15 protein-coding genes and 2 pseudogenes are annotated in these 14813 nt (G+C 61.0%); 7 read left to right on the forward strand and 10 right to left on the reverse strand.

Features of this window, described 5'->3' with window-relative positions; translation table 11 throughout:
- Positions 1 to 307: 307 nt before the first annotated feature.
- Complete coding sequence (locus AC07UI_RS13305; RefSeq protein WP_494992919.1) at positions 308 to 649, reverse strand: hypothetical protein; 342 nt, start codon at positions 647 to 649, stop codon at positions 308 to 310.
- 5 nt (positions 650 to 654) lie between these two features.
- Positions 655 to 894, reverse strand: coding sequence for a hypothetical protein (locus AC07UI_RS13310; RefSeq protein ID WP_494992920.1), 240 nt, complete (start codon positions 892 to 894; stop codon positions 655 to 657).
- An 82-nt stretch (positions 895 to 976) separates the two neighbouring features.
- Between AC07UI_RS13310 and AC07UI_RS13315 the strand changes: the two genes are divergently transcribed.
- Positions 977 to 1213, forward strand: coding sequence for a hypothetical protein (locus tag AC07UI_RS13315; protein ID WP_494992921.1), 237 nt, complete (start codon positions 977 to 979; stop codon positions 1211 to 1213).
- Here the strand turns inward: AC07UI_RS13315 and AC07UI_RS13320 are convergent.
- The gene (locus AC07UI_RS13320) at positions 1210 to 1551 is read right to left on the reverse strand and encodes a LysR family transcriptional regulator (protein ID WP_494992922.1); all 342 of its coding nucleotides are present in this window, start codon (positions 1549 to 1551) and stop codon (positions 1210 to 1212) included. The genes AC07UI_RS13315 and AC07UI_RS13320 overlap by 4 nt on opposite strands.
- Positions 1552 to 1699: 148 nt before the next feature.
- Here AC07UI_RS13320 and AC07UI_RS13325 point away from each other — a divergent pair, with 148 nt between their 5' ends.
- A complete protein-coding gene (locus tag AC07UI_RS13325) occupies positions 1700 to 2320 on the forward strand; it encodes an isochorismatase family protein (RefSeq protein WP_494992923.1) in 621 nt (206 codons plus the stop codon).
- 187 nt (positions 2321 to 2507) lie between these two features.
- Here the strand turns inward: AC07UI_RS13325 and AC07UI_RS13330 are convergent, their stop codons facing one another.
- Together AC07UI_RS13330 and AC07UI_RS13335 are read right to left on the reverse strand one after the other, a co-directional pair.
- Positions 2508 to 4508: a peptidase U32 family protein gene (locus tag AC07UI_RS13330; RefSeq protein ID WP_494992924.1), complete on the reverse strand. Its 2001-nt coding sequence runs from the start codon at positions 4506 to 4508 to the stop codon at positions 2508 to 2510.
- Positions 4509 to 4644: 136 nt separating this feature from the next.
- The gene (locus AC07UI_RS13335) at positions 4645 to 5025 is read right to left on the reverse strand and encodes a RidA family protein (protein ID WP_494992925.1); all 381 of its coding nucleotides are present in this window, start codon (positions 5023 to 5025) and stop codon (positions 4645 to 4647) included.
- Positions 5026 to 5217: 192 nt separating this feature from the next.
- Here AC07UI_RS13335 and AC07UI_RS13340 point away from each other — a divergent pair.
- Both AC07UI_RS13340 and AC07UI_RS13345 read left to right on the forward strand, forming a co-directional pair.
- Positions 5218 to 5319, forward strand: a pseudogene (locus tag AC07UI_RS13340) (LacI family DNA-binding transcriptional regulator); the annotation flags it as partial.
- 221 nt (positions 5320 to 5540) lie between these two features.
- Positions 5541 to 6377 carry an SDR family NAD(P)-dependent oxidoreductase gene (locus AC07UI_RS13345; protein WP_494992926.1) on the forward strand — a complete coding sequence of 279 codons (837 nt, stop codon included), beginning with the start codon at positions 5541 to 5543 and terminating at the stop codon, positions 6375 to 6377.
- A 97-nt stretch (positions 6378 to 6474) separates the two neighbouring features.
- On the opposite strand, the gene AC07UI_RS13350 is transcribed toward AC07UI_RS13345, so the two are convergent.
- From AC07UI_RS13350 to AC07UI_RS13370, 5 genes and pseudogenes are all read right to left on the reverse strand, one after another.
- Entirely contained in the window at positions 6475 to 7389 is a 915-nt protein-coding gene (locus AC07UI_RS13350; protein WP_494992927.1) for an AraC family transcriptional regulator, read from the reverse strand.
- Positions 7390 to 7609: 220 nt separating this feature from the next.
- Positions 7610 to 8674, reverse strand: coding sequence for an alpha/beta hydrolase family protein (locus AC07UI_RS13355; protein ID WP_494992928.1), 1065 nt, complete (start codon positions 8672 to 8674; stop codon positions 7610 to 7612).
- 81 nt (positions 8675 to 8755) lie between these two features.
- Positions 8756 to 9133 (reverse strand): DUF1330 domain-containing protein, encoded by a 378-nt coding sequence (locus AC07UI_RS13360; RefSeq protein WP_494992929.1) that lies wholly within the window; start codon positions 9131 to 9133, stop codon positions 8756 to 8758.
- Between the two features lie 195 nt (positions 9134 to 9328).
- Positions 9329 to 9438: pseudogene (locus AC07UI_RS13365) on the reverse strand (2-hydroxycarboxylate transporter family protein); the annotation flags it as partial.
- Positions 9439 to 9650: 212 nt separating this feature from the next.
- Positions 9651 to 10586: a Ppx/GppA phosphatase family protein gene (locus AC07UI_RS13370; RefSeq protein WP_494992930.1), complete on the reverse strand. Its 936-nt coding sequence runs from the start codon at positions 10584 to 10586 to the stop codon at positions 9651 to 9653.
- Between the two features lie 221 nt (positions 10587 to 10807).
- Here AC07UI_RS13370 and AC07UI_RS13375 point away from each other — a divergent pair, with 221 nt between their 5' ends.
- The 3 genes from AC07UI_RS13375 (at position 10808) to AC07UI_RS13385 (ending at position 14233) form a co-directional block, all read left to right on the forward strand.
- Positions 10808 to 11020 (forward strand): hypothetical protein, encoded by a 213-nt coding sequence (locus tag AC07UI_RS13375; protein ID WP_494992931.1) that lies wholly within the window; start codon positions 10808 to 10810, stop codon positions 11018 to 11020.
- 661 nt (positions 11021 to 11681) lie between these two features.
- Positions 11682 to 13058, forward strand: a complete 1377-nt coding sequence (locus tag AC07UI_RS13380) for a pyridoxal-phosphate dependent enzyme (protein ID WP_494993093.1) — start codon at positions 11682 to 11684, stop codon at positions 13056 to 13058.
- Positions 13055 to 14233 carry a cystathionine gamma-synthase gene (locus AC07UI_RS13385; RefSeq protein WP_494992932.1) on the forward strand — a complete coding sequence of 393 codons (1179 nt, stop codon included), beginning with the start codon at positions 13055 to 13057 and terminating at the stop codon, positions 14231 to 14233. Before AC07UI_RS13380 ends, AC07UI_RS13385 begins: the two co-directional genes overlap by 4 nt.
- Positions 14234 to 14813: the final 580 nt, after the last annotated feature.

The following is a 14813-nucleotide window of genomic DNA, read 5'->3' on the forward strand; positions in this document are numbered from 1 at the left end:
CAAAAAAGCCCCACCCGGCTCAACACCGAATGGGGCTCGATGACGCTGAACTCCCCTTAGGCGACGTTCATGGTCTTGATCGTTCCCACGCTCTGCGTGGGAATGCCGCCCCGGACGCTCTGCGTCCGCTGTAGAGATGACGCAGAGCGTCACCGGATGCATTCCCACGCGGGAGCGTGGGAACGATCAAAGCCTTTGTTCATTCGCAGAAAAAAAAAGCCCCGCAACCGAATGCGGTGCGGGGCAAAAAAATTGGTTGGTTGCGGCCAACCAAAGGAGCTCTATGAAAAGCGTTTACGGGCCGGGGTCAGATGCAATCCTGTGCGGCGCGTTCAAAACTCGAAGGCAGGAAGTTCGAGGCCAGCAAATGCCGCTCGTAGATGAACACCTTGCCGCCGTTCCCGGCCTTGTAGGCTTCCAGCACGTTGTCCGCCGAGACTTTGCTCGGCACCACGATCCGGTAGCTGCGCTGGGTCTGCGAGACAGTCGGGTTCAACGCACTGCCCTGCAATTTCGGTACGACGCAGTCGGCGTATTGGGCAGGGGTCTTGTTGGTCTGCAAGGTCAGGGTCGGATCGTTCGGCGCGGAGGCACAACCGGCGAGCAGCAAAGAGGCAAACGCCGTGGCAGACACGAAAAAAGGGCGCATCGGTCTCATCCTGAAAATAAAAGGTTCGGTTCATCAAACAGCGGAACTGCGTCACGAGCGCCGCCATTGCCATTGGTGTTTTGTGTGTTCAACCAGGTGCAGTAACCACTCCGCCCGTCAGCTGGGCTGACCAGAGCCAGTCGGGTCAATGTCTTCATGGAGCAAAGTTCTTGAGCCGCGTGTTCGATGGAGGCGATTTTCCGACTATTGCCGACAAAGCAGAACTTGCGTTTCGTAATGGTCACTATCACTTCTAGCAATAGTTGCGCGCCGTGCAGACGGATGCACACTCCATCACAACCAGAAAAGATTGATGAGGATCTCTCCTTGAGAACTTTTGACCTGATCCGCGACGCCGTTTTGCCCGATTTCCGTGACCGGGTGGCCGAGTATTTGATCCAATACGAAACCGTACTGTTGTGCGAAAACGCGCCCGCCCCGGAGCTTGCGCGGGCCACCGCCAATCAGTTGCGCGGTTATTTGCGCGGGTTGAACACCACGCGGGTGCTGGGCATAGCGGATTGGGAGGAGCTGGATCGACGAGTGGTGAATACGTGGCTTTAGCGCCCGACCAAACACAGGCTCGACTTCCCGAACTGCGCCGCAGCATCCGGGCCGCCAACGCCCTTTCTTGCGATCTGAAGGTGTCCAATGAGCAATAACACCGGACGAGCCACCTTCAACGGCGGGGCCAGCGCGTGGCGATGGAACTCCGCGCCGATCTCCGTCACGACAAAACGCCGTGACGTGCGCTGAATCAGCCGTGCACCCAGCGATGCCTCCAGCACGAGGATGCGCCGGCTGATGCTAGACTTGGGTACGTCGAGCGCCCGAGCCGCAGCCGTGATGCCTTGGTGTTCGACCACCCTGGCGTAGTAGTAGACGTCACAGAGATCGAGCATCGGCAGCCCTCGGTGCACACGGCAGCCGACGTCTCGCGTCGACTTATCGTCCCGTCGTATGGACGATGGTTCTCATTTTGGCTAATTGTTCTCGGATTGTCCCAGCGCCAAGGTTAATGCATCTCAACCCGCCCCGGAGAGCCTTGCCATGAACTCGCCCCAGCTCCACGAACGCCTGACCCGCGAAAATGCCATCCTGCTGCTGGTCGACCATCAGGTCGGCCTTTACACCGGCGTGCGCGACATCGACACACTGGCGCTCAAGCACAACGTCGTCGGCCTGGCCAAGGCAGCGCTGGCGCTGAAGTTGCCGATCATCGTCACCACGACGACCGAGGGGATGTGGGGGCCGCTGATCCCTGAGCTCGTCGAAGCGCTGCCGGGTGTGAAGCGCATCGAGCGCACCACCGTCAATGCCTGGGACGAGCGTCGCGTCGTCGATGCGGTCAAGGCGACCGGCCGCAAGAACCTGATCGTGACGGGTATCTCGACCGACGTTTGCCTCGCCTTCCCGGCGATCTCGGCAATTGCCGACGGCTACAACAGCTATGCAGTGATCGATGCTTCCGGCGGCTTCACCCAGACGCAAGTCGCCATGGGCGTGGCGCGCATGCAACAGGCCGGCGTGATCCCCGTCGGTTACTCGAGCGTCGCCGTTGAGATTCTGGCCGACAACGCCGCACCCGAAGCCGAGGCCGTCTACGCTGCGCTCGGCATGCCCTTCGCTGGCCTCGTGTATGGCCTGAAGCAGTACTTCTCGCACAGCTGAGCGCCTACCGATTCACCACCAACCCTCCCTCTACAAGGAGTAAGGAGATGAGCAAGAAGAGCTATACGTAGACCAGGTTCTGCGCGGACGATGCAGCGCTTGTCCTGGATGGCTTCCTGCCCCTTGATCGCGCGAAGTTTGGCCAAGCGCGCGGGCGCGGTGCCGTAACTTCGCGCTCGCCCGTCACTCAGTGCGGGCCACGAGGGATAGTCTTGAGCAGGTCCTCTGGGCTGATGTGCCCGACGACCGACTGCACCGCGCTGCCCGGTTGCGGCAGGTCAAGGATGTGACCCTTGATCTTGCCGACCACGTGCATCTCGCAGGGCTTACAGTCGAACTTCAGCGTCAGCACCTCGTCGCCGTGTATCAGCTGCATCGGCGCGACCTTGGTGCGCACGCCGGTGACGCCCTTGGCTTGCTTGGGGCACAGGTTGAAGGAGAAGCGCAGGCAATGCTTGGTGATCATCACCGGCACTTCGCCGGTTTCCTCGTGGGCCTCGAAGGCCGCGTCGATCAGCTTGACCCCGTGACGGTGATAGAAGTCGCGGGCCTTCTGGTTATAGACGTTAGCCAGGAACGACAGGTGCGACTCCGGGTACACCGGTGGCGGCGTGGTCTCGGCCTTGCGTCCGCCCCGTGGGTGGGCATTGATGCGGGCCGCGGTCAGCGCTTCGATGACTTCGCGGCGCAGGGCCTTGAGCTGCGAGTTGGGGATGAAGTACGCCTGCGGTGCATCCAGTTTGACGTCCGTGGCGTGGTACTCGGTGGTACCCAGCTGGCCGAGCAGGTCGTGCAGTTGCTCCAGGGCCTGTTCCGGCTTGTTGGCCAGGCCGAACGGACCGTCCAGGGCGACGCTGGCGCTGATGCCCTCCTCGCTGGTGGCGGTCAGTTCCAGGCGTTCCTCGCGCAGGCGAGCGACCCAGGCAAGGCCCACCCGGCGCTCGGCGGAGGTCTTGAGCAGGGCCTGCTGCCAGTTGTGATCCAGGTTGCGGCTCAGCGGGTGGTTCGGCCGTAGCTTGTACATCCCTTCCGGCATCTCGTTGGGCTCGACGCGGTAACGGTAGCGTTTTTCGCCGTCCTCCTCGAACTCGCCCTTGGGTTCGGCGATGTTGGCGCGAAAGCCCACCACTTCGCGCTTGACCTGCACGTTGAGGCCATCACCGTTGGACAACGGTTCATGGGTCACCACCTGCAAATCGCGCTTGCCGACCTTCTCCACCACACCCACCGGCAGGCCGGTAAAGGTTGGCGTGTCGAAGGCGCCTATGTCGATCTTGCGCTCGCTGACGAAATAATCGGTGCTGCCACGGTGGAAGGTCTTTTCCGGGTCGGGCATGAAGAAGTGCGCGGTGCGGCCGCTGGAAGCACGGGCCAGGTCCGGACGGTCTTCGAGGACATCGTCCAGGCGCTGGCGATAATAGGCGGTGATGTTCTTCACATAGCCCATGTCCTTGTAGCGCCCCTCGATCTTGAACGAGCGTACGCCGGCCTCTACCAGGGCGCGGATGTTGGCGCTCTGGTTGTTGTCCTTCATCGACAGCAGGTGTTTCTCGAAGGCAACTACGCGGCCCTGGTCGTCTTTGAGGGTGTAAGGCAGGCGGCAGGCCTGGGAGCAGTCGCCACGGTTGGCACTGCGACCGTTCTGCGCGTGGGAAATGTTGCACTGGCCGGAGAACGCCACGCACAGTGCGCCGTGGATGAAGAACTCGATCGCTGCATCGGTCTCGTCCGCGATGGCGCGGATCTCCTGGAGGTTCAGCTCGCGGGCCAATACCAGTTGGGAGAAACCGGCCTGATCGAGAAACTTGGCCCGTGCCAGGGTGCGGATGTCGGTCTGGGTGCTGGCGTGCAGCTCGATCGGCGGGATATCCAGCTCCATCACACCCAGGTCCTGGACGATCAGCGCGTCGACACCGGCATCGTACAGTTGGTGGATCAGCTTGCGGGCAGGCGTGAGCTCGTTGTCGTGCAGGATCGTATTGATGGTGGTAAACACCCGGGCGTGGTAACGACGGGCGAACTCCACCAATTGGGCGATATCGCTCACCTCGTTGCAGGCGTTGTGGCGGGCGCCGAAGCTCGGGCCTCCGATGTATACGGCGTCGGCGCCATGCAGGATGGCCTCGCGGGCGATGGCCACGTCGCGGGCGGGGCTGAGCAGTTCCAGGTGATGCTTGGGTAGGGACATTTTTTTTAGTCTGGCTTGTCACGGTCAAGGCACGCATTGTAGCGGCGAAACGCTTGACCGGCACCCGTGTGCTGCCCGGTGGCGGCCGCTCGCTGAGCGGGGCCGCCGGATAAGCTCACGGGATAAGCCCGCGGGTTCAGCCCCGGGCCGCCATCGCGGTGACTTCCACGCGCATGCCTTCGACCGCCAGGGCGGCCACGCCAACGGCGGCGCGAACCGGCCAGGGCTTGGCGAAGAAGCGCTGGTAGACCTCGTTGAAGGCGGCGCGGTCGGCCATGTCGGTGAGGTAGATGGTCAAATGCAGGACCCGGTCCATGGAACTGCCGGCGCGCTCCAGCGCTACCTTGAGCGCCTGCAGGGTGCACTCGCTCTGCAGAGCGATGCCGCCCAGCTCCAGGCTGCCATCGGCGCGGGTGGGGATCTGAGTGGAGACCAGCAGGCCGCCAAAACCGGCGACGTCGGATGAGATGGATTCCGGGTCGGGGTCGGGGATGAAGGTGAGGTCGTGGTTTGCCATGGGGATCTCTTGCTTGAGGTGGTAAAGGGGCGGTCGTGTATGGGCGGTGGGCCCGACGTCGTCAGCGGGCTCGGTCCGCCAAGTCCGCTGGGGCATTCAATGAAGCAACGCCTTTTGCGCGGCCAGTTTACAGCGCCATCGTCGGGCCGTTCGTGAATTAGCTCGAAAACCCGGAAGGCAAGCAGATGGGCGTTTGCCGTGCTGGCGTATGCCCATCAGGCCGACGGGGTGATCCAGCTACGCGCTTGCGATCCGATTGAATCGTCTACTCCGAGCGCCGAATCCCCCCCGATATCGAGAAAAATCCATCGGGCGCTTCTGATGCAATTCCGTCATTTCAGGCAAGAAATGCACCGATCCATGCAAGCTGTTTCACAGCGGGCCGCAGACAATGGCAGCGGGAACAAACGCTTTATGCTTGCCACTTGCTCACCTTCATTCGTGAAGCATGTCCAGCCACCGTTGAAACCCACCTCCCGAGCAGCACGCACACAACGAGAAATGAGGAACAGCACATGACTGAGAAAAAAGTCTGGATGATCACCGGCGCAGGTCGCGGGCTGGGCGTAGACATCGCCAAGGCGGCGCTGGCCGCCGGCCACGCAGTCGTCGCCACCGGTCGCAATCCCGAGAAGGTCGCGGCAGCACTTGGCGCCCACGCTGACCTGTTGACCATCAAGCTCGACATCACCCGCCTTGAGGACGCCCAGGCCGCGGCCAAGGCGGCTGTCGAAAAGTTCGGTCGCATCGATGTGCTCGTCAACAACGCAGGCAATTTTTACGCGGGCTTCTTCGAAGAGCTCAGCCCCGAGCAGGTCCGCGATCAGATCGAGACGCTGCTGTTTGGCCCGATGAACATCACGCGCACCGTATTGCCGGTGATGCGCAAACAGCGCAGCGGCCTGTTGCTCACCCTCTCCTCCACGGCCGGCATCACCGGTGGACTGTTTTGCTCAGCGTACGCCGCGGCAAAATTCGGGATCGAAGGCTGGATGGAATCGCTCACCCCGGAGATCGCCCCCTTCGGTATTCAGACGATGCTGGTCGAGCCCGGTTTCTTTCGCACCGAGCTGCTCACCACCAGCTCGACCACCTACGCCACGCCCAACATTGACGACTACGTGCAACGCACCAGGGAGACCATCGCGGCCTGGAACAGCATGGACGGTAAGCAGGGCGGTGATCCCGCCAGGCTCGCCACCGCTCTCGTGCAGTTGGCCGGGCTCGAGAAGCCCCCTGCCCGTTTCGCCGCCGGTGCCGATGCCGTACAGACCTTCGAAGCCAAGGCCAACGATCTGCTCGCCCAGGCCGACGCCTACCGAGCGCTGTCTTGCTCCCTCGCCTACGACTGACAGAGCCGATGAAACCACGACGCGCGGGATGATGAGGAGGCCAATACTGATCCCGATCGTCGTCGCCAACACCGCCAGGATCAGCAATGGCCTGCCATCAATGCACACGCATGCGCTTGATGTCCCGCTGCGGCGGCTGACCAAACAACCGGCTGTATTCGCGGCTGAACTGGGATGGGCTGACGTAGCCCACCCGGTCGCCCGCGCTGCCGGCATCGACGTTTTCGCTAAGCATCAATTGCCTGGCCTGCTGCAACCGTAACTGCTTCTGGTATTGCAGCGGGCTGATGCCGGTGACGGCGCGAAAGTGCTGACGGAACGTTGAGGGGCTCATGTGCGCCCGGGCAGCCAGTTCATCCATGCGCAGCGGCAGACAGAAATTCAGCTTGAGCCAGGCCACCGCCTTGGCGATCTGCTGGCTGGGCGAACCGGCGGTGACGATGTGGCGCAACTGCGGACCGTGGGGACCGGTTAGCAGCCGCACGATGATTTCGTCCTGAATCAGCGGCGCCAGTTGCGGCAGCAACACCGCTTCGTCCAGCAGGTCAACCAGCCTGACCAGGGCATCGAGGGTGGCCGCATCCAGCGTCTGCACCGTGATCGGTCGATAAACACAGTCCTTCGGCGGCTGCGGTAATTGCATCTCGGCGGCAATGCGCATGATCGTTGTACTGTTCAGTAACAGCATCAAGCCGAGAAAAGGCTGCGAAACGCTGGCCCGCGTCACATGAGAAACCACGGGCAGGTCAACGGTGCTGAGCATCGATTGGCCCGCAGCATAGGACAGCACTTCGTCCGCCACCATCACCTGCTTTGCGCCCTGGACCGTCACCCCCAGCCCTAGCCCGTAGAGGCAGTGCATCGGTGCCGTCGCGGCCTTGCGCCGATGAACAGTGAGTGCGGGGAGCGCGGTGTTGTAATCGCCATCAGTCGGGGCAATTCGGGCAATTGCGCGAGCAAGCGCGCTGGTATCTACGGCGCTGGGCGTATTTACTTTATCTTCGGGACGCACTGTCAACTCCAAGCGTTTGACTCAATGCTCAAAGCATAGCGCTCTGTGCAGTCGCAAATTCGCTGCCTGACCTGACGCCTTCATTTCAGGCAGTAAAATGGTGGATGGCTGGATACTCTCCTTGATCCAACCCTGGCGTTAACCGTCGCAGTCATCCGCGGCTCAGTCAACAGGCTTGCGGCCCGTTGTGCCGGCTCGATTCAGCAAGCCCGTTTGTGGGTCATGCAAAGTGGGAATCAAACCACTCCAGCATCAGTTCAGGATGAGTCCCGAAGTAGTTGTAACCCTGAAAACGCTGGTCCGTCCCCTCAATCCAGAACAGTTTCTTGTCGCGCGAAGAGAGGGTATCGAAGATCTCCTGCACGTTCGACGGCTTGGTCAGAAAATCGTTACGGACCTGGGCGACCAGGGTCGGAACGGTCACGGCCTTGGCATATTCCATCGGCCAGACGTCGGCCAGGCGATAGCCCGTGCGCGTGTGGAAGGCCACGTCGAATCGTTCGACACCATTGGCGATTTTTTGCGTTTGCATGGCGGTTTCGACGAAGACTCGCGGCGTCACCGGTTGCAGCGCAATCATCGCCTTGATGTGCTGGAACTCTTGCGGGTGCTTTTTCATCCCCACGATGGTGGCATTGGCACCCAGGCAGCGGCTGTACAGCGCGGTTTTCATGTCCTTGGTGTCGGACCGGGATTTCGCATAGCGCAAGGAGCCAATCACGTCACGGTACTCCAGCACACCGTGGCCATTGACCCCACCGCTGCCCGTTCCGCTGCGGCCATGGTTGCGCATGTCGTAGGCAATAATGGTGTAGCCCGCCTCGTGCAGAATTTTGTACTCCGGCAGGAAGTTCACCTCGAAGCCACCAAAATTGGTCCAGGGCTCCAGGTGCCCCGGGTAGCCATAGCGGTTGCAGGGCATCGGATGGTTGCAGATGATGAGCCGGTCTGATTTGCCCGGAATGAACCAGCCCTCGATCGTCACGCCATCCATTGCCGGAAAGAAGATCTCCTCGTACTCCATGTCGTACTCATTCGGCCATCTCAAGATGGGCGTACGCGTCGAATGCGCCATCAAGTCGGCCAGACCATTGATGAACTCGTCGGATTTAACTTCGGGCATTTTGATACCTGTGCTGGTTTGCTTGTCCGCAGCCTGAACGGCTCCGAGTGTGGCGGCCACAATCGGCAGCGCGGCGAGGGCCGCGCCTGCTTGCAGAATTTGTCGACGGCCGTGAGCAGGGACACTCTGCGGCTGAACAGTGATGTCACGGGGGTTGCCCATATCAAGCTCCTGATTACCGTTGAGAAGTCGATTCAGCTGAGTGCTGGGGGAACAGAACGCCCCCTTGTGCATCGACCCGCACTACTGCTGCGCAGGCACGAATCCTTCAGTGATCACGACCGAGCCTTGGGTGGCCGCGATGCGAAGTTTCTTCGCCGCGGTGTATTCAGCAGAGTTGTAGAAGCGCTGAGCGTCGGCAAGAGTTGGGAACTCAGCGATAGCCATCACCGACTTTGGCTTGCCTTCGACTACCGGTGCGTTGAGGTTGAAAACGATCACCTTGCCGCCGTATTTCGGCGCGAGCGGCCCGGCCGCTTCCATGTACTTCTGGAACGTTGCCTGATCCTTGATTTCGTAGTTGGCGATCATGTAGCCGTGCGGTTGCGCATCCTGTGCCTGGCTGGTGGTGGCAAGCGCCAGGATGATCGCAGCAACACCACCTATGACGAGCTTCTTCATCGTATGAATTTCCATGGATTTGAATGGCAGACAGCACGAAACACCAGCCGATCCGGATGAGTCTCGGCGGTGAATCGTGGTGCTCGAAGTATGTGGTGCAGTGCCCGGAGCGAGTTGCCGGATCTGTTTCTTCTATTGCCTGATTCAGTGAATTCGCCCGCCGGGTCGTGAGCGGGACTCTGTCCTTACCTGAGATCAGGCAAACATTCTGAGCAGTAAGGTGGCCAGGATGACGGTTGAAGCCCCCCGATACGCGTGGATATCTGCGCGAAGGGCATCAAGGACATGCGATTGGATGTCGAGAGAGGATTTCTTTGCTACTCCGAGCGCTCATAGAGCGCCCGGGCACTTGAGACTTGGACTCAGATATCGCTGGCGGGCCAGTCGCCGGAGCATACGGTATCGGCCTCTGCATCCGTAGATAGAGCAGCCATCAGGCTGCACGTTCGGGAGCGGCAATGAATCCAGACGCGGTTCACCTCGCTGATAACTGCTTCTCTCAGGTAGCTGTCCGTGATTAGTGTTTACACATCAGGCCATGAAGAACCCCGAACCTTAAGCCTGGCTCGGATGGCGTCATATGCGGGATGCCAAATACCTTGAACGCCGCCAGCATGACCACCAGACCGCCAGGCAGGATGCTCAGGCGATGGCTTTGCAAGCCCGCCAATTTGAGTTGTTTGACATGCCCCACTTCGAGCAGACGCAACGACAGGCGCAACAGACCGCCGTAGGTGATACCACCTTGGTCATAGTCGTTCAATCCGTTGGCCTTGAGCACTTTGGCCAGCATCCGTGCGGTACCTGAAGAGCCGATAGTCTGCTGCCAACCCCGCGCGCGATAACGGCGCACCACTTTTTCAAACTGTAGAGTGGCCACACGCTCAGCCTCCAGGAGCGCCTGAGCCGTGATACGCCCCCCTTGAAAGTAACGCGCACCAATGGTGCCGCTGCCAATGGCAATACTTTCGGTGACAAGGGGCTGAACGCCCCTCCCAAGAATCAATTCAGTGGAGCCGCCGCCGATATCCACGACCAGTCGCATACTCTCTGCACCAGGTATCCTATGGGCAACACCGGCATACACCAGTTGCGCCTCTTCATGCCCGGAGATGACGTCAATACGAAAACCCAGGTGCCGCTCCGCGCTGCCCAGAAACAGTTGAGCATTATCAGCTTCGCGCACCGCACTGGTCGCCACTGCCCGCACACGACCCGCCTCAAAGCCGCGTAATTTTTTGCCAAATCGCGCGAGCGCTTGCCATCCCCGATCCAGCGCCAATTCATCCAGATCCCCGCCTTGAAATCCCTCTGCCAAACGGACGGGCTCACGCAGTGTTTTCACTTCCTGGATCACGAACTGCTGGTTCCGTTTGACCGACTGACCAATCATCATGCGAAACGCATTGGAACCCAGGTCAATGGCCGCAAACAGGGAGGCGTCGCCTTTCATGGGGGATTCCTTGCAAATTCATCAACCAGCAGGCGGATGCCTGCTGTGCGCTGAAGACGGTTTGCGAGGATCTTGCCATTAGTTCGATGACGCCAAGATGACACCCTCTAACCTTTTCAAATGAACAGACACCCGGCCAATCTACCTGGATAACCGTGATGCTCCGGCACACTAGCCATGACGCTGCTAGGCTTTTCAGTTCACTCTGAGGAAATGTCGCCATGCCAGCAACGCCCCAACTGCCGGACATACTCGAAACCCTTCACGAAAACCAGCTCGCGCTTGCCGACGCCATTGAGTCGATAGCGATGTGGATCGATCAGAGGGGATCCACTGGCGTTTCCAGCACCGCTCTTGGAGCTGTCGCCACACTCGACTTGAACGCCGAGTCCGTCAGAAAGGGAATTGAGTCGCTGAGAAAAACCCTCAGATGAAACCCGTCAACCAGGTGCCTGCGCCGCTTGCGAGTCGCTATTGAGATCTCGAAATGGTACGAGCTTTTTTGCCTGGGCTCGTAATTGACCTGCACCACCTCACGAAGAAAGGGCTCCAGTGATGCTGATCAGAATCGAGGAAGTGAACACTCCCGAAAGCTGGGTTGTCTGGATGGATGCATGGTGCGTCAAATTTCGCAGTTATGCAGAAGCCGAAGCGTTCGTGAAAAGACTGGAAGACCGCATAAACGCATCGCATCCCTTGCCTATCAGCATTAACAGACCTGTAGCAGAGCTGTCTTAAGGAGCCGTCTTCGATGCACCAGTAAATTCGTCATCGAGAACCAGCGCTCGCACGTCACCAAAGCCAACACCATCATCTTGCGCTCCAGACAGACCGACTGCGCCGCCTGTGCAATGAAGGCAATGACGCGGCTCTGGCTGGCGTAGGCGTAAATGTGCGCAGAGGTTGAGCGCACTGCAATTGTGTTCATCCGGTTGGTTGTCGTTTCGGCGGCGACACTACCGGCTGGCTGCGCAAGGTTGCGGGCGGCGCAATCCCGGCCTATGTTCCAAGCGAGACATTGCCAGCGACTGACGCACGATAACTCGCCGCAGGTTGCTGTCCATCCAGTGCCGATTGCTGCAGCGAGGTGACGACATGCCGAACGACTCCCGCCCCGCCGTGCTCGAACTGATCGGCAATACGCCGCTGGTGCGTGTCAGCCGCTTCGATACCGGTCCATGCACGCTGTTCCTCAAGCTCGAATCGCAGAACCCCGGTGGTTCGATCAAGGATCGCATCGGCCTGGCGATGATCGACGCCGCCGAGCGCGATGGCCGCCTGCGACCCGGCGGCACTATAGTCGAAGCCACCGCCGGCAACACCGGCCTCGGCCTGGCCCTGGTCGGCCGCGCCAAGGGTTACCGGGTGGTGTTGGTGGTGCCGGACAAGATGTCCACCGAGAAGGTCCTGCACCTCAAGGCGATGGGCGCCGAGGTGCACATCACCCGCTCCGACGTCGGCAAGGGCCATCCCGACTACTACCAGGACGTTGCTGCGCGGCTGACGCAGGAGATTCCCGACGCCTTCTTCGCCGATCAGTTCAACAACCCGGCCAACCCGCTGGCCCACGAGTGCAGCACCGCTCCGGAGATCTGGGCGCAGACTCAGCATGATCTGGATGCCATCGTCGTCGGCGTCGGTTCGGCCGGCACGCTGACCGGGCTGACCCGTTTCTTTCGCCGCGTGCAGCCGGACCTGGCCATGGTGCTGGCCGATCCCGTCGGCTCGGTGGTCGCCGAATACAGCCGCAGCGGCACCCTCGGTACGCCCGGCTCCTGGGCGGTGGAAGGCATCGGCGAAGACTTCATTCCGTCTATTGCCGACCTTTCCAGCGTGCGCCAGGCCTATTCGATCAGCGACGAGGAAAGCTTCGATCATGCCCGCCAACTGCTGCGCGCCGAAGGCATTCTCGGCGGCTCTTCGACCGGCACGTTGCTGGCGGCGGCACTGCGCTACTGCCGCGAGCAAACCGAGCCGAAGCGGGTGGTCAGCTTCGTCTGCGACACCGGCACCCGCTACCTGTCGAAGGTCTACAACGACCAGTGGATGACCGATCAGGGCCTGATGCAGCGCAAGCACTACGGTGATCTGCGCGACTTGATCGCGCGGCGCTTCGAGGATGGCCGGGTGATCAGCGTGGGCCCGGACGACACGCTGCTTACCGCCTTCCAGCGCATGCGCCTGGCTGATGTGTCGCAACTGCCGGTGCTGGTGGACGGACAGCGGCTGGTCGGCGTGATCGACGAGTCCGATATTCTGCTTGGCGTGTACGAAGACGCTTCGCACTTTCGTATGACCGTCACCAGCGCGATGACCGACAAGCTGGAAACGCTGCCGCCCGGCGCCAGTCTGGCTGAACTGCAGGCGGAGCTCGACCGTGGGCTGGTGGCGATCATCAAAGACGCCTCGGGCTTCCACGGCCTGATTACCCGCGTCGACCTGCTCAATCACTTGCGGAGATCCCTGCCATGAGTCAGCACGACGAAACCGCCGCGCCACGCGCCTTCGCCACCCGGGTGATCCATGCCGGACAGGCGCCGGACCCTTCCACCGGGGCGCTAATGCCGCCGATTTACGCCAACTCCACCTATGCGCAGCAGAGTCCCGGTGTACACAAGGGCCTCGACTACGGGCGCTCGCACAACCCCACGCGCTGGGCGCTGGAACGTTGCGTGGCAGACCTCGAAGGCGGTACCCGTGCATTCGCCTTCGCCTCCGGGCTGGCCGCGATCTCCACCGTGCTCGAACTGCTCGACACTGGCGCGCACATCGTCTCCGGCAACGACCTGTACGGCGGTACTTTCCGACTGTTCGACAAGGTGCGCCGGCGCAGCGCCGGGCATCGCTTCAGCTTCGTCGATCTGACAGACCTGGCGGCCTTCGAAGCGGCGCTGCAGGACGACACGCGGATGGTCATGGTCGAGACGCCGAGCAATCCCTTGCTGCGCCTCACTGACCTCGCCGCCATCGCGCGCATCTGTCGCGAGCGAGGCATCATCTGTGTGGCCGACAACACCTTTGCCAGCCCGTGGATACAGCGCCCGCTGGAGCTGGGTTTCGATATCGTGCTGCACTCGACGACCAAGTATCTGAACGGCCACTCCGACGTGATCGGCGGCATCGCGGTGGTCGGGCAGAACGCCGAACTGGCCGAGCGCCTGGGCTTCCTGCAGAACGCGGTGGGTGCTATCGCCGGGCCGTTCGACGCGTTTCTCACCCTGCGCGGAGTGAAGACTCTGGCGCTGCGCATGGAACGCCACTGCAGCAACGCGCTGGAGCTGGCGCAATGGCTTGCGCGTCAGCCGCAGGTGGCGCGCGTCTATTATCCGGGCCTGCCGTCGCACCCGCAGCACGAACTGGCGCAGCGGCAGATGCGCGGTTTCGGCGGGATGATTTCCCTCGACCTGAACAGCGACCTGGCCGGCACCAAGCGTTTCCTCGAGAGTGTGCAGATCTTTGCCTTGGCCGAGAGCCTGGGCGGGGTGGAAAGCCTGATCGAGCACCCGGCGATCATGACCCACGCCAGCATCCCCGCAGAGACCCGTGCGCAGCTCGGCATCGGCGATGCGCTGGTGCGTTTGTCAGTGGGTGTCGAGGATGTCGAAGACCTGCGCGCCGACCTGGCCCAGGCGCTGGCGCGGATTTGAATAGATAGTCGCAGGAGCGAATTTATTCGCGATAAAAGCGCCAATGAACTGGCAAGCGAACTTGCAGCTTATCTCGCAAGGCGCTTGCCGGTGGGCAACAGCGGCATGACTAGCCTCTCCTTATGTCGGAGAGATTGTCGCAAGAATACCGATCACGATCGTTAACGCTAAAAATCCGCCCAAGAAAATTGCAAGCTTAGCCATTAGGCCTCCTGAATGAGAGGTTTGCGGTACAGCGAAAATCGAGTCACATAGCGACTCTCCCATCAGGCTCAACTGGTGAGGCCGGCCGGGAGGATCATTGTCCGACGGACGCTGGTTTCGATACAGATGCAGGTAGCGAAGAAAAACACGGATCAGTGCAACGGGCTGCTCTGTTGAGTGATTCGCTTCACTGCGAGGAGGAAGCCCCCTCCCCGTTGGCATTCATTTCAGGCTCGGGAGTTGTTGCAGATGTGTCCATGACGGGGGCCGGTTGCCTCTCCACGTATCTGCCGGCGCACTGGATACACTGCAATACAAAGCGCGGCAGGCAAGTGCCATCGGGCTCTGTACACTTCAGGGCACAACCACAGAACAG

The organism is Pseudomonas sp. GW821-FHT04C07 (assembly GCF_059420325.1).

Bases quoted from the DNA above. Each gene is read 5' to 3' on its own strand.
- AC07UI_RS13345 (WP_494992926.1), top strand. From the start codon at position 5,541: ATGACTGAGAAAAAAGTCTGGATGATCACCGGCGCAGGTCGCGGGCTG.
- AC07UI_RS13385 (WP_494992932.1), top strand. From the start codon at position 13,055: ATGAGTCAGCACGACGAAACCGCCGCGCCACGCGCCTTCGCCACCCGG.
- AC07UI_RS13380 (WP_494993093.1), top strand. From the start codon at position 11,682: ATGCCGAACGACTCCCGCCCCGCCGTGCTCGAACTGATCGGCAATACG.
- AC07UI_RS13370 (WP_494992930.1), bottom strand. From the start codon at position 10,586: ATGAAAGGCGACGCCTCCCTGTTTGCGGCCATTGACCTGGGTTCCAAT.
- AC07UI_RS13360 (WP_494992929.1), bottom strand. From the start codon at position 9,133: ATGAAGAAGCTCGTCATAGGTGGTGTTGCTGCGATCATCCTGGCGCTT.
- AC07UI_RS13320 (WP_494992922.1), bottom strand. From the start codon at position 1,551: ATGCTCGATCTCTGTGACGTCTACTACTACGCCAGGGTGGTCGAACAC.
- AC07UI_RS13355 (WP_494992928.1), bottom strand. From the start codon at position 8,674: ATGGGCAACCCCCGTGACATCACTGTTCAGCCGCAGAGTGTCCCTGCT.
- AC07UI_RS13330 (WP_494992924.1), bottom strand. From the start codon at position 4,508: ATGTCCCTACCCAAGCATCACCTGGAACTGCTCAGCCCCGCCCGCGAC.
- AC07UI_RS13375 (WP_494992931.1), top strand. From the start codon at position 10,808: ATGCCAGCAACGCCCCAACTGCCGGACATACTCGAAACCCTTCACGAA.
- AC07UI_RS13305 (WP_494992919.1), bottom strand. From the start codon at position 649: ATGCGCCCTTTTTTCGTGTCTGCCACGGCGTTTGCCTCTTTGCTGCTC.
- AC07UI_RS13335 (WP_494992925.1), bottom strand. From the start codon at position 5,025: ATGGCAAACCACGACCTCACCTTCATCCCCGACCCCGACCCGGAATCC.
- AC07UI_RS13325 (WP_494992923.1), top strand. From the start codon at position 1,700: ATGAACTCGCCCCAGCTCCACGAACGCCTGACCCGCGAAAATGCCATC.